Origin of the sequence: Alkalicoccus luteus, from assembly GCF_052061695.1 — a bacterium.
In the GTDB taxonomy this organism is placed as follows: domain Bacteria; phylum Bacillota; class Bacilli; order Bacillales; family Salisediminibacteriaceae; genus Alkalicoccus; species Alkalicoccus luteus.
The window spans coordinates 58,367-76,264 of sequence record NZ_JBPZEY010000002.1 but is presented as its reverse complement, the minus strand read 5'-3'; the positions used below and the strand labels follow the sequence as shown (position 1 = coordinate 76,264).

General features: G+C 48.4%; 16 protein-coding genes. All 16 read right to left on the bottom strand.

Annotation, left to right across the window (positions count from 1 at the left end; genetic code table 11):
• Positions 1 to 3: 3 nt before the first annotated feature.
• The gene (gene pyrE, locus ACSZLD_RS02600) at positions 4 to 639 is read right to left on the bottom strand and encodes an orotate phosphoribosyltransferase (protein ID WP_377908160.1); all 636 of its coding nucleotides are present in this window, start codon (positions 637 to 639) and stop codon (positions 4 to 6) included.
• Positions 626 to 1,339, bottom strand: a complete 714-nt coding sequence (pyrF, locus tag ACSZLD_RS02595; protein WP_444684145.1) for an orotidine-5'-phosphate decarboxylase — start codon at positions 1,337 to 1,339, stop codon at positions 626 to 628. Before pyrF ends, pyrE begins: the two co-directional genes overlap by 14 nt.
• Positions 1,318 to 2,250 carry a dihydroorotate dehydrogenase gene (locus ACSZLD_RS02590; RefSeq protein ID WP_444684144.1) on the bottom strand — a complete coding sequence of 311 codons (933 nt, stop codon included), beginning with the start codon at positions 2,248 to 2,250 and terminating at the stop codon, positions 1,318 to 1,320. The genes pyrF and ACSZLD_RS02590 overlap by 22 nt, the downstream gene beginning before the upstream one ends.
• The gene (locus ACSZLD_RS02585) at positions 2,247 to 2,990 is read right to left on the bottom strand and encodes a dihydroorotate dehydrogenase electron transfer subunit (protein WP_377908157.1); all 744 of its coding nucleotides are present in this window, start codon (positions 2,988 to 2,990) and stop codon (positions 2,247 to 2,249) included. The genes ACSZLD_RS02590 and ACSZLD_RS02585 overlap by 4 nt, the downstream gene beginning before the upstream one ends.
• Positions 2,987 to 6,178, bottom strand: a complete 3,192-nt coding sequence (carB, locus tag ACSZLD_RS02580; RefSeq protein ID WP_444684143.1) for a carbamoyl-phosphate synthase large subunit — start codon at positions 6,176 to 6,178, stop codon at positions 2,987 to 2,989. The genes ACSZLD_RS02585 and carB overlap by 4 nt, the downstream gene beginning before the upstream one ends.
• Positions 6,171 to 7,259 (bottom strand): carbamoyl phosphate synthase small subunit, encoded by a 1,089-nt coding sequence (locus tag ACSZLD_RS02575; protein WP_444684300.1) that lies wholly within the window; start codon positions 7,257 to 7,259, stop codon positions 6,171 to 6,173. Before ACSZLD_RS02575 ends, carB begins: the two co-directional genes overlap by 8 nt.
• A complete protein-coding gene (gene pyrC / locus ACSZLD_RS02570) occupies positions 7,256 to 8,542 on the bottom strand; it encodes a dihydroorotase (protein ID WP_444684142.1) in 1,287 nt (428 codons plus the stop codon). The genes ACSZLD_RS02575 and pyrC overlap by 4 nt, the downstream gene beginning before the upstream one ends.
• On the bottom strand, positions 8,526 to 9,410 hold the full coding sequence (locus ACSZLD_RS02565) for an aspartate carbamoyltransferase catalytic subunit (RefSeq protein ID WP_377908153.1): 885 nt from the start codon (positions 9,408 to 9,410) through the stop codon (positions 8,526 to 8,528). Before ACSZLD_RS02565 ends, pyrC begins: the two co-directional genes overlap by 17 nt.
• A 144-nt stretch (positions 9,411 to 9,554) precedes the next feature.
• Complete coding sequence (locus ACSZLD_RS02560; protein ID WP_377908152.1) at positions 9,555 to 10,871, bottom strand: solute carrier family 23 protein; 1,317 nt, start codon at positions 10,869 to 10,871, stop codon at positions 9,555 to 9,557.
• Between the two features lie 159 nt (positions 10,872 to 11,030).
• Entirely contained in the window at positions 11,031 to 11,561 is a 531-nt protein-coding gene (gene pyrR / locus ACSZLD_RS02555) for a bifunctional pyr operon transcriptional regulator/uracil phosphoribosyltransferase PyrR (RefSeq protein ID WP_377908151.1), read from the bottom strand.
• Between the two features lie 164 nt (positions 11,562 to 11,725).
• A complete protein-coding gene (locus ACSZLD_RS02550) occupies positions 11,726 to 12,634 on the bottom strand; it encodes an RluA family pseudouridine synthase (RefSeq protein ID WP_444684141.1) in 909 nt (302 codons plus the stop codon).
• Positions 12,631 to 13,098: a signal peptidase II gene (gene lspA / locus ACSZLD_RS02545; protein WP_377908149.1), complete on the bottom strand. Its 468-nt coding sequence runs from the start codon at positions 13,096 to 13,098 to the stop codon at positions 12,631 to 12,633. Before lspA ends, ACSZLD_RS02550 begins: the two co-directional genes overlap by 4 nt.
• 68 nt (positions 13,099 to 13,166) lie before the next feature.
• Positions 13,167 to 15,935, bottom strand: a complete 2,769-nt coding sequence (gene ileS, locus ACSZLD_RS02540) for an isoleucine--tRNA ligase (protein ID WP_377908148.1) — start codon at positions 15,933 to 15,935, stop codon at positions 13,167 to 13,169.
• A gap of 324 nt (positions 15,936 to 16,259) precedes the next feature.
• Entirely contained in the window at positions 16,260 to 16,763 is a 504-nt protein-coding gene (locus ACSZLD_RS02535) for a DivIVA domain-containing protein (RefSeq protein WP_168004717.1), read from the bottom strand.
• 68 nt (positions 16,764 to 16,831) lie between these two features.
• A complete protein-coding gene (locus tag ACSZLD_RS02530) occupies positions 16,832 to 17,614 on the bottom strand; it encodes a YlmH family RNA-binding protein (protein WP_444684140.1) in 783 nt (260 codons plus the stop codon).
• Between the two features lie 8 nt (positions 17,615 to 17,622).
• Positions 17,623 to 17,886: a YggT family protein gene (locus tag ACSZLD_RS02525; RefSeq protein ID WP_444684139.1), complete on the bottom strand. Its 264-nt coding sequence runs from the start codon at positions 17,884 to 17,886 to the stop codon at positions 17,623 to 17,625.
• Between the last annotated feature and the right edge of the window lie 12 nt (positions 17,887 to 17,898).

Genomic DNA, 17,898 nt, shown 5'->3' with positions numbered 1-17,898 from the left:
CGCTCAACTCCTTGTAAAAGCATCGCTCCATCCTGCAGGATCTGTATTCCAGTTCGCTAACTGATCTGCCTCTTGGCCGGAGATAACTTTCCGGCTTTTTGCGGTATCAAGCAGAATCGGAAAAGACGTTAATGCCTCTACGGGAAAAGAACGCTTTTCAATTTGCCGCTGAAGAATATGCAGTTCGTATGTAAAAATGGCTGCAATGCCAACCGGAATGCCGCCTTCTTCTTCAACAGCCTCCGCTGCTTTGAAGGCAGATCCTCCTGTTGAAAGTAAATCTTCAACAATCAATACTTTCGCTCCCTGCGGAAGATTTCCTTCTATTTTATTTTTCCGCCCGTGTGATTTTGGTGAACTCCGTACATAAATCATGGGCAGTCCGGCCAGATCAGCAGCCCAGGCAGCATGTGGAATTCCTGCTGTTGCAGTGCCTGCAATTATATCCGCACCGAGCTCACGAGCTTTTGCGGAGAACCATTCTGCTACTTGTTTACGGGCATCCGGATAACTCATCAGTAAACGGTTATCACAATAGATAGGGGATTGCAGTCCGGAGCTCCATGTAAACGGGTGCTCAGGTGATAGGACAACAGCTTCTATATCAAGCAGCAATTCCGCTGCCTTATACTGGTTCATTGCTTAACCACTCCTTTTGAATTGCTTGATACGCTTTATAAGGATTGCTGCTTCTCGTAATTTGCCGGCCGCACACAATCGCATCTGCTCCTGCTGCTGCAGCATCAGCGGGAGTCGCAGTCCGCACCTGATCGTGCTCTGCTGTTTGAGCCGAGCGGATTCCAGGTGTGACACAAAGAAAATCACTGCCGCAAACGTGTTTAATCTGTTTTGTTTCATGAACGGAGCACACGACCCCATCCAACCCGCTCTGCTTCGTAAGGAGAGCAAGCTGTTCAACCGAATGCGCTAATCCGGACGTCACGCCTTGTTCCGCAACAACTTGCGCATCAGAAGTACTCGTCAGCTGGGTCACAGCAATCAGTGCAGGACGGCCGGGAGAGCCTGAACCAATTTCGATGCCTTCCCGGGCTGCTTCCATCATGCGTCTTCCGCCGAGTGCATGGACATTAACAAGATCAATTCCGGAAGCAGCGACAATCGTCATCGCCCGCTTGACAGTTTCGGGAATGTCATGCATTTTGACATCCAGAAATACTCCGTGTCCGCGCTGTTTAACAGATTCAACAAAAGAAAGGCCTTCCTTATAAAACAACTCCATGCCGATTTTGACATAGACATCGCTCCCGAGCTGCTCCAGGAGCATCGATGCTTTTGCTTTATTTTCAACATCCAGTGCTACAATGATGGGACGCTGCAAGATTTCCAACTCCTTCCTGTTAAATCAGAAACATGCGCTATTTGCCGTCTTGCAAGCCATTCATCCAATTGCTCAATCAACTCCGGACAGATGAACGGGTTTTGAAAATTAGCTGTTCCCACAGCGACAGCAGATGCCCCTGCACTGAAAAAGTCAATAATATCTTCAACCGATGAAATTCCGCCCATCCCGATAATTGGGAGGTCCGTTTGCTGGCTTACTTCATAAATCATTCGAATTGCTACAGGCTTGACTGCCGGTCCGGAAAGTCCTCCGGTTTTATTTGCTAATATTGGCTTTCCCGTTTCCGTATCCAGGCGCATGCCTATCAATGTGTTGATCATACTGAGACCTGAAGCGCCAGCTTTCTCGACGGATTTCGCAATCGCTGAGATGTCCCCGGTATTCGGAGAAAGCTTTACATAAACGGGCTTGTTGGAGATGTTGCAGACAGCCCGCGTTACTTCGGCAGCGAGCTCCGGATCATTACCAAATTGAATGCCGCCTTCTTTCACATTTGGACAGGAAATATTAAGCTCCAGCGCCCCAACTTCCGGGGCATCCGCCATCACACTTGCTGCTTCGCAGTAATCGTCGATGGAGGTGCCTGCAATGTTAGCCAGTACGGGAATCCCGGCTTGTCCGCAATGGTTGAGATGATCCGCCTTGATCGCTTTGGCACCTGGATTCTGAAGCCCGATTGCATTGAGCATCCCGCTGTCTGTCTCAGCTACTCTTGGAACCGGATTGCCGCGCCTGGGCTCTGGTGTTGCTGCTTTTACCGCAGCGGCTCCAAGCAGTGACAGATCGTACAAATCAGCAAATTCCGCGCCGAACGCAAAACAACCTGAAGCCGGCATCACTGGATTTTTCATATCCAAACCCGGCAGCACCGTTTTTAATCTGCTCACAGCTGAACCACTCCTTTCTCAAACACAGGGCCATCGCTGCATATTTTCACGTAGCCGCCTTCCTTTTTATCGCATACGCAGGCAAAGCAGGCCCCGATTCCGCATCCCATTCGTTCTTCAAGAGAGACGTAGCCAGGAGCATCCATCGTATCTTGAAGCGGACGCAGCATTGCTTTCGGGCCGCACGCATAAAAGGTGGTAAACGCTGATTTGAGTAGTGCAGCATCAGTGACGTATCCTTTTGTGCCGTATGAGCCGTTTTCCGTTGTTACTTCTACTTCGCCCAGGTGGCGAAGCTCTTTTTCAAGAAACACATCTTCAGCTGACCGGAAGCCAATAACTGCTTTTACGCTGACACCGTTTTTTACCAGCTCTTCCGCAAGGAAATAGAGCGGCGGTACTCCTACCCCGCCGCCTATCAGCAGAGCTGTACCATCCTCAAGCATGGGAAATCCCTGGCCGAGAGGGCCAAACACATCAATCGTATCCCCGATCCTTACGGAGGCAATTGCTTCTGTCCCTGCCCCGGACGCTCGAAAGATAATGACAACCGTTCGTTCATCAGCAGCGCTTATGCTGATAGGTCTTCTTAGCAGCATCGCTCTCCCATCCCCTGCCTGCACGTGCAGAAATCGGCCTGGTGTGCATTGAGACGGAATCTGAGAACCTTCCATGGTGAATTTGTAGACATTTTTTGCGACTTCTTCCTTCTCCACTAACTTCAGTTTTTCTTTGATCATACAGTCACCGCCTGCTTCTCCCTTACCGGAATGGTACTGAAGTGCATCGACTCAATCACTTGCAGTACTGCTTTTGTCGTATCGAGCGACGTATTACAGACAATGCCTCGTTCCACTGCCTCCCGACGGATCCGGAAACCATCCGTTGCGGGCTTTTTGCCAGTCGTCAGTGTGTTTACAATGTATTGTACTTGGCGTGTTGAAATTAGGTCCAGCATATCCGGCTTTCCTCCGCCGACCTTGTAAACCGTCTCGGAAGGAATACCTAAACCTCTCAAATACGCCGCTGTGCCAGGAGTTGCAGTGATATCGAAACCGAGCTGATGAAATCGCTGGGCAAGAATCCCTGCTTCCTCTTTGTCCTGATCGGCGATTGTAAAGAGCACGTTGCCGTGCAGCGGCACGTCCATACCTGATGCTACCAGTCCTTTATACAGAGCCTTTTCCAAAGAATGATCGCGTCCCATTACCTCTCCTGTTGATTTCATTTCAGGTCCGAGCGTTATGTCGACACTGCGCAGCTTTTGAAAGGAGAAAACAGGTACCTTAACGGACACTTCCTCCGGCTCATCCAGCAGGCCGGAGATAAAGCCTTGCTCTTTAAGTGATTGACCAAGCAGGCTCTTTACCGCCGCTTCTGCCATGTTCATCTCCGTAATTTTACTGAGAAACGGAACGGTTCTGCTGGAGCGTGGATTTACTTCCAGTACATAGACATCATCTTCCTGAATGACAAACTGAATATTCATAAGTCCTTTTACTTGAAACCCTTTTGCCAGTTTAATCGTGTAGTCTATCAGTTTTTCTTTGACAAGGTCACTGATATTCTGAGGCGGATAGACAGCAATGGAATCTCCGGAATGTACCCCGGCCCGCTCTATATGCTCCATAATCCCTGGAATAACAACTGTCTCGCCGTCACAAACGGCATCGACTTCCACTTCTTTCCCGACGAGGTACTTATCAATAAGCACCGGATAGTTGTGATTAACCTTGACAGCTTTTTTCATATACGTGACAAGCTCTGATTCATGATAAAGAATCTGCATGGCTCTTCCTCCTAAAACGTAGGAGGGTCTGATTAAGACCGGGTAGCCGATGCCGGACGCAATGGCTGCAGCTTCATCCACCGATACGGCCGTTCTTCCCTCTGGCTGTGGAATATTTAGTTTTTGCAGAGTGGCTTCAAACTTATCCCGATCTTCACACGCATCAAGAAACTCAAGGGAAGTCCCAATAATTGGCACCCCGCGCTTTTCCAATTCTCCAGCGAGGTTCAAAGCCGTCTGGCCACCAAACTGGACAATGACTCCTTCCGGCTTTTCGTGCCGAATCACATTCATTACATCTTCAATGGTAAGCGGCTCAAAATAAAGCTTGTCTGATATTTCAAAGTCCGTCGAAACAGTCTCGGGATTATTGTTCATGATAATGGCTTCCCTGCCGCTTTCCTTAATCGTTTTAACCGTGTGTACAGTCGCGTAGTCAAATTCGATCCCCTGGCCGATCCGGATTGGCCCGGACCCCAGCACCAGAATAGAAGGCTTCGCAGTTACAATCGATTCATTTTCCTCTTCGAATGTACTGTAATAGTAAGGTGTAGCAGATGCAAACTCTCCTGCGCACGTATCCACCATCTTAAAAACGGGGTACAGCTTCTGTGTTTCCTGCATCGCTTCGACTGCCTCGATCTCTTTTCCGGAAAAGTAGGAGACTGCCTGATTCGAAAACCCTGCTTCTTTCACTTCCTGAAGCAGTTCACTCGATAATGGTTCTGTTTCAAGCCTCTGTTCGAGCTTCACGATCTCCTGAATTTCATAAAGAAAGTAAAGATCAACAGCAGTAACAGCGTGAATGTCTTCCGGAGTCCATCTTTCGCGAAGCGCTTCTGCACAATAAAGAAGGCGTTCATCATCTTGTGCTGCAAGCTTTCCACGCAGATCCGTTCGATCCGCATCTTCCGGCATCAGGTGAAACAACCCGATCTCGGCCGACCGAACAGCCTTCAGCAAAGATTCAGACAAGGTTCTGCCGATTGCCATCACCTCTCCAGTCGCTTTCATTTGCGAGCCGAGCGTGCGATTGGCAGAATCAAACTTATCAAAAGGAAACCTTGGCCATTTTGTAACAACGTAATCCAGGGCAGGTTCAAAGCTTGCAAATGTATTTTTAGTAACCGGATTTTGCAGCTCATCCAATCTGTAACCGACGGCGATTTTAGCTGAAAGCTTGGCGATCGGATATCCTGTTGCTTTGGAAGCGAGGGCAGATGAGCGGCTCACACGCGGATTCACTTCAATGATGTAATAATCTTCACTGTGAGGATCAAGGGCACACTGAACGTTGCAGCCGCCTTCGATGCCAAGTGCAGAAATAATATCCAGTGAAGCGGTGCGCAGCATTTGATACTCTCTGTCTGAGAGTGTCTGACTGGGAGCTGCTACGATAGAATCTCCTGTGTGTACGCCGACGGGATCGAGGTTTTCCATATTACAGACCACTATCGACTGCCCGCTTTTATCGCGCATCACTTCATATTCCACTTCTTTAAAGCCGGCGATACTTTTTTCGATCAGGCACTGGTTAACGGGACTCGCGTAAAGTCCTTGAGCCGTGATTTCTCGAAGCTGTGCCTCTGTGTGCGCCATTCCTCCGCCCGTACCGCCGAGCGTATAGGCAGGACGCACGATAACTGGAAGTCCGATCGCATTGGCAAATACTTCTGCTTCTTCAACTGTATGAACAATTTCACTATCCGGCACAGGCTGAGATATAGTGCGCATTAATTCACGAAATGCTTCTCTGTCTTCTGCCTGGCGGATCGCATCCAAGTCGGTTCCCAGAAGTTCAATACTGTAACGCTCGAGAATCCCCTGCTTTTCCAGTTCCATGACAAGGTTCAGACCAGTTTGTCCCCCAAGCGTCGCAATGATGCCGTCCGGCCGCTCCCTGCGGATCACTGAAGTGACAAATTCAGGGGTCAGGGGTTCAATATAGACACTGTCAGCCGTTGCAGCATCGGTCATAATCGTAGCCGGATTAGAGTTGACGAGAATAACTTCATATCCTTCTTCCTTCAGAGCTTGACAAGCCTGTGTCCCTGCATAATCAAATTCAGCCGCCTGACCGATAATAATTGGTCCGGACCCTACTACGAGGATTTTTTGAATATCTGTACGTTTAGGCATGAATCGTTCCCCCTGTCTGCTCATGTACGAGCGCTTTGAACTGGTCAAACAAAATAGCGGATTCCGTCGGTCCAGGAGCGGCCTCCGGGTGATACTGTACGCTGAATACTGGAAGCGTCTCGTGTTTCAATCCTTCAATTGAACCATCGTTGACGTTGACATGCGATACATGAAGTCCCGTTCCGGAAAGCGATGCTTTTCTTACCGTATAACTATGATTTTGAGAGGTGATCGCTACTCTTCCGCTTTCAAGATGGCGGACAGGGTGGTTCCCGCCCCGGTGTCCAAACGTCATTTTTTCTGTGTCCGCCCCAAAAGCAAGCGCCAGCAGCTGATGCCCGAGGCAAATGCCAAACACCGGCAGGACATCGGCCAGTTTTCGAACGTGCTGCACCGCCTCCGGAATATCCTGCGGATCTCCGGGGCCGTTACTTAACATGACGCCGTCCGGTGAAAGGGAGAGGACGTCTTCTGCTGTCGTATTCCATGGCACCGAAATGACTTCAAATTCCTGCTGGAGCAGATGGCTGATAATGCCTTTTTTCGCCCCGTAATCAATAAGGACAATCCGGTGCCGCCCGCGCCCCGGGTACCAGTACTGCTGAGAAGCTGAAACTTGACGAACCTGATCACTGCTATGAACAGCCGCCGCTCGTATCTGTGCCTCTTCCACAGATTCCGTACTATCTGAAAGCACCCCTCTCATCGTTCCACCTGTACGGATGATTCTCGTCAGCTTGCGTGTGTCGATGCCTTGGATACCAGGAATGTTGTGGTGATGTAACCACTCATCAAGCGTCCGTTCCTGGCGAAAATGACTCGGATTCGCTGCCGCTTTTTTAACAATCATACCAGCGCAGTGTGGAATTATATTTTCAAAATCATCGCGGTTAATGCCGTAATTGCCAATCAGCGGATAGGTCATGCATATGATCTGGTCACGGTACGATGGATCTGTTACTATCTCCTGGTAGCCCGTCATACTCGTATTGAAAACAACTTCTCCTTGCCCTGCCCGATCACTGCCTAACGCCTTCCCTTTAAAGACTGCTCCATTCTCCAGTACTAATTTCCGCATTATGCTTTCCCCTCTTTCCAAACTTCTTTTCCATTAAATATTGTCATCACTGGCTGACCAACTGTTACCCATCCGTTAAATGGAGTGTTTTTCCCGCGCGAGACAAAGCTGGAGGAATCAATCGTTCGCTGTTTCTCCAAATCCAGCACCGTAAATTCAGCCTGCTGTCCAGGAGCCAGCTTTCCGTAAGGCAGGTTAAAGACAGAAGCTGGTTTATCAATCATCCAACCGAGCAGATCCTCCAGCTTAAACTGTTTCGTTTTCACAAAAAACGTGTGCAGCAGCGGGAAAGCCGTTTCCAAGCCTGTTATACCGAAAGGCGCATGCTGAATAGACCCGGCTTTTTCTTCTTCTGTATGCGGTGCATGATCAGTCGCGATAAAATCGAGAGTACCGTCGATAAGTCCTTCTATTAATGCAAGCTGGTCTCTGCGGCTCCGAAGCGGCGGATTCATTTTATATTGAGCATCATCTCCTGGAATATCCTCTTCGTTTAGCAGCAGGTGATGCGGGGACACTTCAGCTGTCACGTGAATGCCGGCTCGTTTTGCATCCCGGATTACTCTGACGGATGCTTCTGTGCTGACGTGGCAGACATGGTAATGTGCTCCAGTTTCTTCTGCAAGCAGCACGTCTCTTGCAATATGTACAGATTCTGCTGAAGAAAGAATCCCGTTAATGTGAAGCTCCTCCGCTTTTATCCCTGCATGAAGATGCCCTCCGAATAGCAAGCTGTTATCCTCACAGTGGGCAGCGACAGGAATACCGGCTTCTGAAGCCTGCTGCATAGCTCGATACATCATACCGGCCGACTGCACACCGACACCATCGTCAGTAAGTGCAAAAGCGCCTCCGTGCTTTAATGCTTTGGCATCGGTAAGCTCCTTGCCAGCTTCACGGATCGTGATGGAACCGTACGGCAGCACACGGATGTGCGCATTGCGGCTGATCATGTTCTGCAGTGCTTCCATCTGCTCCTTCGTATCCGGCACCGGTCTCGTATTTGGCATCGCACACACTGTTGTGTATCCACCTTTAGCTGCTGCCTTCGTCCCGGAGCTGATTGTTTCTTTTTGTTCACCGCCTGGCTCACGAAGATGAACATGTACATCGATAAAGCCTGGACTAATTATCAGCCCGCTCACATCGACTGTTTGATCCGCTGTGTCTGGTGAAAGCTCTCCAGCCATCTGTTCAATCAGCCCGGTTTCCTCGGAAACCACAATATCCTGTCTGACCAGCTTTCTGTTTTGATAAACTTGTGCACCTTTATACAGCTTTTTCATAGCGTTTTTCCTCCTTTGTTTTCAACACCTCAGCTAGAACAGCCTGTCTAACCTTTACACCGTTTGCCATCTGCTTAAAAATCCGGGAAAAAGGAGCTTCAACGAGTGATGTATGCAGTTCCACTCCGCGATTCACAGGGCCTGGATGCATTAAGATCGTATGCGGCTTAAACCTTTCAGCACGCTCAGGCGTCAATCCGAACTGTTCCAGGTAGTTCGGAAACACCGGCTCCATCGCATCGTGCCGTTCCAGCTGTGTTCGGAGCGACATCCACACATCAGCTTGTCTGCACCCCTCATCTGCTGAAATCGGCGTGATCCCATCCGGCATCCATTCCTGAGGACCGCTGAACCAAACTTCTGCCCCGAGCCGCTTCAAGACTGATGCATTGGCAGAAGCAATCCTGCTGTGACGAATATCTCCGCTGATCACAATCTGCAGACTGCGGAACGAACCAAATTCCTGTTTAATCGTCAACAGGTCCAGCAGCGATTGTGTCGGATGATCACCAGATCCGTCTCCCGCATTGATGATGGGAATATGAACATCCTGCAGCTCGTTATAAAATGCTTTTTCTTTACTGCGGATAATGACCGCACTTACGCCGATCGCCTCCAGTGTCTTAACCGTATCGTAGAGCGTTTCCCCTTTTTGGAGGCTCGATCCGGCTTCATCAATCGAAAGCGAGCGCATTCCGAGATTCATCTCTGCCATTTCAAAGCTGCACCTCGTTCGTGTGCTCGGCTCCAAAAAAACGTTTGCTGCCATTCGATTAGCAAAGTCCGGAAATTCGGTTCCGTCCGCTTGCTCGAGAATTGATAAAATAGCTTGATCCGACAGGTGCTGCAGTGACGTTAATGATTTCATCGAATACCTCCTTTGAAAATGAGCGCTGCAGGTTACTGGCAAAAAAAGACACCCGTTGACGATGCACGGGTGCCTGAGCTTCCGGAAAGAGACCGGAAGCAGTCACCCTTTGCCGGTTCACTGACCGGCTTTAAAAGGTGTTGCTTATGCAGCTGAGCCGTCTTTTTTACGGCTCATATCGTGAAACATTTCTTCATTCGTTTTAACAGGATCCCGTCCCGGTAAAATAAGGTTAAGTAAAATGCCGACAATCGTTGCGAGCGCCATACCAGCAATTTGCACATCATCTGATACTTGGATAAAGGCGCCTCCAATGCCGATGACCAAAACGACGGATACGATAACTAAATTGCGCTTTTTACCAATTTCCACTTGATTGTCAATCAACATACGCAGTCCGTTTGAAGCAATAATTCCAAAAAGAAGGATGGATACGCCTCCCATGACAGCTGTCGGAATTGTGGTAATTAGAGCTGAAACCTTCCCGACAAAACCGAACAGTACCGCAGCGACAGCGGCGCCTCCTATGACGAAAACGCTGAACACTCTTGTCAAAGCGACGACACCAATATTTTCACCGTATGTTGTATTCGGCGGACCTCCGAGAAGGGAGCTGATGACAGTTGCGACCCCGTCCCCCATAATGGAGCGATGCAGTCCCGGCTCTTTTACAAGGTTTTTCTCCACTACTTTGCTGAGAACCATCTGATCTCCTATATGCTCACTGAGCGTCACAACTGCGATCGGTACCATGATTGCTACAATCGTCCAGTTTAGGGAAGGCTCGTATGTGACAAAGGGAATGAGAAATTCTGGTGACTGGATCCAGGCTGCCTCCCGGACAGCACTGAAATCGACAAGTCCAAAAAACCAGGCCGTGGTATACCCTCCGACAATTCCTGTAAGAATCGGTACAAGGCTGAAAAATCCTCGGAAAAAGATTGCGGCTGTAATGGTTATTGCGAGTGTGATCATTGCTACGCTAAAATGCGTGCCGCTGTAGCTTTCTGTAGCGGGGTTCTCCATCGCCATCTCAATCGCAACGCCTGCGAGCCCGAGTCCAATTACCATTATAACCGGTCCAATCACAACTGGCGGAAGAAGTTTCATGAGCCAGCTTACACCTGTAGCCTGAATGATAAGTGCTACAATTCCATACAAAATCCCTGCAAAAAAGCTTCCGATCATGGCGCCTTCGGGGCCTCCAATGCCGACCGCCGCTATCAGCGGAGCAATAAACGCGAACGAAGAACCTAGATAAGCGGGAATTCGTCCTTTCGTGATGACGAGATAAGCCAAGGTGCCCAGTCCGCTGCTGACTAAAGCTACTGCAGGACTTAATCCTGTGAGAAGCGGTACCAGAATCGTTGCACCGAACATGGCAAACAAATGTTGAATGCTGAGCATCAGCCATTTATCAAGTCTAGGTACTTCTCTTATTCCTACTGTGTTTGATTCCATAATATGACCTCCTGAACAGCAAAAAACCTCTTAGTCTCCCTAAGAGGTCTGTTTACTGAAAAGGTCCGTAACGAACAGGCTTTCAGAAAACACACCCCTTTTCAGGCTCACAGGCCCGCTTTAAAAGGGAGGTTTCTGCTGATAGTATATATTCGGTGGTTAGAGGATGCTGACGCCTTCCTCCCCATCTGATTCCTGAAGCTTTACTTCGACAATTTCAGATTTAGCCGTCGGTACGTTTTTCCCAACGTAATCCGGTCTGATTGGGAGCTCCCGATGGCCCCGATCTACGAGAACGGCAAGCTGAATTTGTGCAGGTCTGCCCAGATCGACGACTGCGTCCAAAGCAGCCCGGACTGTCCGTCCGGTATAAAGCACGTCATCGACAAGAATCACTTTACGGTCTGTCACATCCGTTGTTATTTCCGTACCGTGAACTTCCGGCTCTTCATCATGACGCTTATGCGTCAGATCATCCCGGTAAAGAGTGATATCAATTTCACCAGTTTTTACAGCTGCGCCTTCAATCGATTCGATTCGTTCAGCCAGCCGCTGCGCCAAGAAAACGCCTCGTGTTTTGATACCAACAAGCACACAGTCTTCGATTCCTTTGTTGCGTTCGATAATTTCATGAGCAATGCGGGTAAGGGCTCGTCTCACCGCCTGATCGTCCATTAATTCTTTTGTCATTACCAACTTCCACCTCCAGCACAAAAAACTCCTGCCCAGGAAACTAGGCAGGAGGATATACGGAGTCCATGGACTCCGAAACGTTCCTTACCAGTCTCTCTGAACTGATTTAAAGGCTTTATTCATCTTTAAAAAGTATGTCATACCGTGTTTTACTTGTCAACTTAAAAAGAAGCAGCATGTGTCAGGCAGGCGTTAAAATCAGACGGAGGCTCCACTTCGCAAAGGATTTCTTCATCTGTAACAGGATGACGGAAACCAAGGAGTGCTGCATGAAGCGCCTGACCTTCGATTGGGAAGTCGTGTTTTTTTCTTGGACCGTATTTTGGGTCGCCGACAATAGGGAACTCGATATACTTCATATGAACGCGAATTTGATGCGTTCGTCCCGTTTCAAGCTCACAGCTGACATGCGTATGCCTGGAGTAGCGGTGAATAACCTGAAAGTGAGTCACAGCTTCTCTGGAATGACGGTCGGTAACTGCCATCTTTTGACGGTCTTCCGGATCACGCCCGATTGGAGCATCGATTGTGCCTTTATCATGAGGAACAATCCCGGCTACAATAGCCTCGTATCGTCTTTTCGTTGTTTTATTTTTTAGCTGCTCGACTAGTGACTGGTGTGCCCGGTCGTTTTTAGCAGCAACAATCAGACCGGATGTATCTTTATCAATACGATGTACAATACCTGGTCTGACAACACCATTGATAGATGATAAGTCAGTACAGTGATGAAGCAGACCGTTTACGAGCGTACCTGACGGATGTCCAGGAGCCGGGTGAACGACCATTCCGCGAGGTTTGTTCACGACGATAACATCCTGATCTTCGTAGATGACGTCCAGCTGCAGATCCTCTGCAATAAGCTCCAGCTCTTCCGGTTCTGGCTCCTGCACGTGAATAAGATCTCCTGCTTTCAACTTGTAATTGCTTTTTTCCTGGCTGCCATTTACCTTAACGTATCCAGACTTCACCCAGTCCTGAACAGCGCTTCTCGTCCAATCGGAATGATCGCTCAGCCATTTGTCCAATCGAATGCCGGTTTCTTCCGGCTGAAATTCATGTTCAATCATGTCGCATTCGTCTCCTGACGTTTTTCTTCTATAAATACATGCAGTATCACCATTATAACACCGGTAACAAGTGCACTATCTGCTACATTAAAGATAGGGAAGTTATACGTGAAGATGTATACATCGATAAAATCAACAACGGCTCCAGCATATACCCGGTCGATAAAGTTTCCAAGTGCACCGCCGAGAATTAAACCGAGCGCAACTCCGTACCAGCGGCTGCCGTCCAGCTTCGCCTGAATCATATAGATAATGACTCCAACCACGACGACAGTAGCGATGTAAAACAGCCACATTTGTCCTTGCAAAATACCAAAAGCAGCGCCGGCATTCCGATGAGAGGTTAAATAAAGAAAACCTTCGATCAGCTCAATGCTCTGTCCAATTTCCATTCGGTCGATAACAAGCCATTTCGTCAGCTGGTCAGCGCCGATAATAACTGCTGCGATCACGTAATAAATCAAGCGCATTTCCTCCGTTTTCCCCTGAACAGGGACCGGCAGTTCACACTGACGGCCCCCTGTATCCGGGTTTAGACTTTATCTGCGTAATACGTTTCCACTGTTTCCGCACACTCCGGGCATAGTTCCGGATGATCGGCGTGTGTGCCGATATCGCTGCGAACGTGCCAGCAGCGTGCACACGTATTCCCTTCTGCTTCTTCTACAAGAACCTTAGCTTCATCACCTGTAAACGCTTCTTCAGGTGCTTCGGAAAGCGGCTTTACGACAGCCTTGGAGGTGATAAATAAACGGTGCAGATCAGCCGTGTTATCAAGCATGAGTTTATCTTTTTCCCCCGCATATACGGTTACTGCCGCATGAAGGCTTCGCTTTATGCCTTTTTCATTTTTTGCAAGCTCCAACGCTTTCAGCACGTCGTCCCGCAGGTCCATGAATCGATCCCACTCGGATACGAGCGTTTCCGTTCCAGGGAATGCAGCCGGCTCAGGCATGTCTGTCAGCTGTACTGCTTCTGATTTGCTGCCGGGAATATGCGCCCAGACTTCTTCAGAAGTGTGTGACAGAATCGGACTCATCAGCTTCACTAACGACGTGAGCGTTTCATGCATCACTGTCTGGATCCCCCGCCGTTCTTCATGGTCAGCGTGTTCCAGGTAAAGCGAATGCTTGGAAATATCCATAAAGAACGAGCTTAGTTCAATCGTACAGAAATTGTGTACCTTGTTAAAAACCGTTGAAAACTGATAGGTTTCATAAGCTGTTTTCACATCTTTGATGAGATCGTGCAGCTTTACCGTCATGAATTGATTGACTCCAGATAAGTCGTGAAAAGCACGAGAGTGATGCTCAGGGTTAAAATCATGCAGATTGCCAAGCAGAAAGCGGAACGTGTTCCGAATTTTGCGGTAAGCTTCTGCCACCTGCTTTAAAATATCATCTGATACTCGCACGTCTGCCTGATAGTCTACAGATGCCACCCACAATCGCAGAATGTCAGCGCCGAGCTGCTTCATGACTTTATCAGGTACAATAACGTTGCCGAGTGACTTACTCATTTTTTTGCCTTTGCCGTCCAGCGTGAAGCCGTGGCTGATGACGGACTTGAACGGGGCCTTGCCGGTAACGGCTACAGATGTTGAAAGGGAGGAGTTGAACCAGCCTCTGTACTGATCAGATCCCTCCAGATAAACATCTGCCGGACGGGCGAGATCTTCTCGTTCCTCAAGAACCGCCTGGTGCGAAGAGCCAGAGTCGAACCAGACATCCATAATATCTGTTTCTTTCGTAAATGTTCCATTCGGACTATGCTCGGAAGTAAACCCTTCCGGCAGCAGTTCACCTGCATCCCATTCGAACCAGATGTTTGATCCGTGCTCCCGAAATAAATTCGAAACGTGATCAATCGTTTCGTCCGTGATGATCGGCTCGTTATTCTCGCCGTAAAAAATAGGAATTGGCACGCCCCAAGCGCGCTGGCGGGAAATGCACCAGTCTCCTCTGTCTCGAACCATATTATAGAGGCGGGTTTCCCCCCACTCAGGCAGCCAGTTTACTTCTTTTATTTCTTGCAGCAGTTCTTCCCGAAAATCTTTAATTGAAGCAAACCATTGTGCAGTTGCCCGAAAGATTACCGGTTTTTTTGTACGCCAGTCATGCGGATAGGAATGCGTAAAGAAGGTCAGCTTCAGCAAGTGGCCAGCTTCATCAAGTTTTTCCGTGATCGGCTTGTTGGCAGTATCATAAAAAAGTCCTTCGAACATCGGTGCTTCATCTGTAAATACACCCTTATCATCAACTGGGCAAAGAACGTCCAGGTCATAGCGCTGACCGACGATATAGTCATCTTCCCCATGTCCCGGTGCTGTGTGTACACATCCAGTACCAGCATCAAGAGTGACGTGGTCTCCTAAAATAACAAGAGATTCTCTGTCATAAAGCGGATGTTTCGTGCGGACGCCTTCAAGTTCCTGACCACGGAACGTTTTAACAATGTCTGCCTCTTCCCATTCAAACACTTGCTTCAATTCATCTAAAAGTCCAAGAGCTACTACATATTTTTCTCCCTTTTCCTTTACGACAGCATATTCCAGCTCAGGATGCAGCGCAATCGCAAGGTTTGCAGGAATGGTCCAAGGAGTAGTTGTCCAGATAACGAATTTCTCATCTCCCAGCAGAATTCCTTTCCCTTCCGTAACATCGAACGTCACATAAATGGAAGGGGAACGCTTATCGTGGTACTCGATTTCCGCCTCTGCCAATGCGGATTCAGAAGAGGGCGACCAGTAAACTGGTTTCTTTCCTTTATAAATATATCCTTTTTTAGCCATGTCACCAAACACTTTAATTTGCTGTGCTTCATAATCATGTGTGAGCGTGACGTACGGGTTCTCCCAGTCGCCGCGTACACCCAGGCGTTTAAACTGCTCACGTTGGCTGTCGATTTGACCGAGCGCATATTCTTCACACTTTTGACGAAACTCCGCAATGCTCAGCTTTTTTCGGTCGACTTTCCCCTTTTTTGTAAGTGCCGTCTCAATTGGCAGACCGTGCGTATCCCAGCCGGGTACATAAGGCGCATGCCATCCCATCATGGAACGAGACCGCACAATAAAGTCCTTCAGGATCTTGTTAAGCGCGTGACCCATGTGAATATCTCCGTTGGCGTAAGGAGGTCCGTCATGCAGTACAAATAGTGGACGCCCCTTCGTACGCTCCTGAACTTTATCGTACATGTCTTTTTCCTGCCAGTCCTGCTGCATAGCCGGCTCTTTATTTGGAAGGTTCCCCTTCATTGGAAAATCCGTTTTCGGCATGAGCAGCGTCTGTTTATAATCCATGTTTCATTCCTCCTGAAAAAGTAAATTGCATGATAAAAACAAAAGCCCCGTCCCTGAAAACAGGGACGAGGCGTAAAACCCGCGGTACCACCCAGCTGCAGTTATCAAACTGCTCTCTAAGGCATGAGGTAACGGTCATGACCCGGCTTCCCTAATGCTGCTGAAAGCAGGTTCAGGTTGCGGCTCGAGGGTGATCTTCACATTCAGCCTGCTCTCGGGCTTTCACTGTCCCCGATTCGCTGGTCAGCAGAGTCTAAAAGCTACTCGTCCCTGTCTAAGCCTATATGAAAGTAACTATCAGTATAAGCGACGTTTCTTTCTTCGTCAAGAACGCTCTTCCTGCGGCTCGTAGTGCGCTTCATCATGAGAATCGATGATTTCTTCCCAATCATCTGTCTGCAGCATTTCCAGCTGTGCTTCGAGGAGCATCTTGAATCTGGTGCGGTAAACTGCTGCCTGCTTTTTCAACTCTTCAATCTCCAAAGCAATTTTACGAGATTTGGAAAGAGCCTCGTTTACAATGCGGTCTGCATTTTTCTCCGATTCTTTAATGATAAGTTTAGATTCTTTGTCTGCATTTCGCTTTACTTCCTCTGCAGTTTCCTGCGCAACAAGAATAGACTTATTTAATGTCGTTTCAATGTTAGAGAAATGACTCAGCTTTTGCTCCAGCTCATTCACCCTGTCAAAGAGTTCTTTTTTCTCTCGCGTCACCGTTTCATAATCTTTTATGACCTGGTCAAGGAATTCATTAACTTCATCTTCATCATAGCCTCTGAACCCTCTCGTGAACTCTTTATTATGAATATCAAGCGGTGTTAATGGCATTATGTAAGGCACCTCCACATAAAATGTTTGTATATGCATGAATTCGACATGCGAAGCAAATTTCCTTCTCAGCTCGAAGAACCGATTTTTTCAGCCTTGAGCACTGTATTTCCTTTTCTTGTCGTACCGCCAAGCGCTACTATTTTACAACGCCCCATTCCTCTGACCGAAATCATATCGCCTTCTTCGATCCGAAACGAAGGATCGTCCGTGATCTTCCAGTTCACCTTCACTTTTTCCTGCTGAATCAATGGCTTTGTTTTGGCACGTGAAAGCCTGTAAAGCTCTGATGTCACCGTATCCAGCCTGAGAGAGGAGACAGTTACCTGTACATCCGTCGTTTCTTCATCGGGCAGCTTGAGCTCTGACAGCTCAATTCGTTTTGGCAGCACCGGAGCACGACCTGCTTCACGAAAATGCTGCTCGACATAATCAGCCGTATCTGCACACGTAACAAACTGAACCGCGTTGCTGCTAATCATAATATCTCCGAACTTCCCCCGTTTCAAACCGAGCGAGAGTAAAGCACCCAGTACTTGCGGATGGGTCATGCGAACAAATTTTGATGGGAAATCAAGTTCAAAAGCAGCTAGTTCAAACAGCGATTTTTCAGGTTCTATGTAATCCGGATATAGGAGCGCCCTGCGGCGTTCGGCCTTATCAGCTCCGCCGAAAAAAGCACAGCGCACAGCGTTTCCCTGACCGGTCAAACTTGTCACGATAAACTGTTGACGAGGATCGAGAAAATCTGTCAGCTTAGTTCGATACTCATTTTCAACAGTCTCAAGCCAATCCGTAACCTGGTCGATAAACGGATGCTCATCTTTCCGGAAATGTTCATACAGACTCATCTACTTCTTCACCCGACCAATCCAAACAGAAATTCTACTCCCCGAATGGCAAAACGCAGACCGATCAGCGCAACGATCGGGGAAATGTCTAACATGCCAATCGGAGGGATCATTTGCCGGAATGGTGCAAAGAAGGGCTCTACAATACGGCCGATGGCCTGTCCAAACGCAGAGTCACGGGCATTGGGGAACCAGGACATGAAAATATAAATAATGCAGACGATCCAGTACAAGTTTAACACTTGTACGACAATATCTCCGAGCAGTGCCATTTGTGCCACTCT